Annotated in this window: 1 protein-coding gene; it reads left to right on the top strand. The window is 70.2% G+C overall.

Going from position 1 to position 638, the window contains the following annotated elements:
- Nucleotides 1–573: ATP-binding protein (locus tag L6Q67_RS23955; protein WP_296576148.1), on the top strand; the 573-nt coding region annotated here is incomplete at its 5' end.
- Between the last annotated feature and the right edge of the window lie 65 nt (nt 574–638).

Here is a 638-nt window from a genome sequence, read left to right as displayed (position 1 = left end):
CGCATCCACCAGAGCGGCAACCGCCTGTCCAACCTGGTGAACGACCTGCTCTCGCTCTCCAAGCTAGAAGCCGGGCGGGTCCAGTTCGAGCTCCGCCGCTCCGACGTGGCGGTGGTCGTCGAGCGGGTGCAGGGCGACCTCGCCGCCCTCATCGAGAGCCGCCGCCTCAAGATCGCCATCGAGCGCCGAAGCGCCAGCACCATCGCCGCCATCGACACGACCGAGTTCTTCCATGTGGTGCAGAACCTGCTCTCCAACGCCATCAAGTTCTCGCCGCAGGGCGGCACCATCACGCTGATCTACCGCGACGTGATGCTCGGCAGCCACGAGGCCCTCGCCATCGACATCCGCGACGAGGGCGTCGGCATCCCGCCGGGCGAGGAGAAGCGCATCTTCGACAAGTTCGTGCAGAGCAGCGCCACCAAGACCGGGGCCGGCGGCACCGGCCTGGGCCTCGCCATCTGCCAGGAGATCGTGCTCGGCCACCACGGCACGATCACCGCCCGCAACCACCCCAACGGCGGCGCCGAGTTCGAGCTGCGCATCCCCCGCGAGGCACCGGCAGTCGGCTGACGCACCGCCGGACCGGCGCGGGCTCGGAGCCCCTGCGCGTCCGGCCCTTCAAACGCCGGCGGGGA

It is taken from the genome of Zoogloea sp. (genome assembly GCF_023150065.1).
In the GTDB taxonomy this organism is placed as follows: Bacteria; Pseudomonadota; Gammaproteobacteria; order Burkholderiales; family Rhodocyclaceae; genus Zoogloea.
Note: the sequence above shows the minus strand (reverse complement) of the source record. Positions and strands in the feature narration are given on the sequence as shown.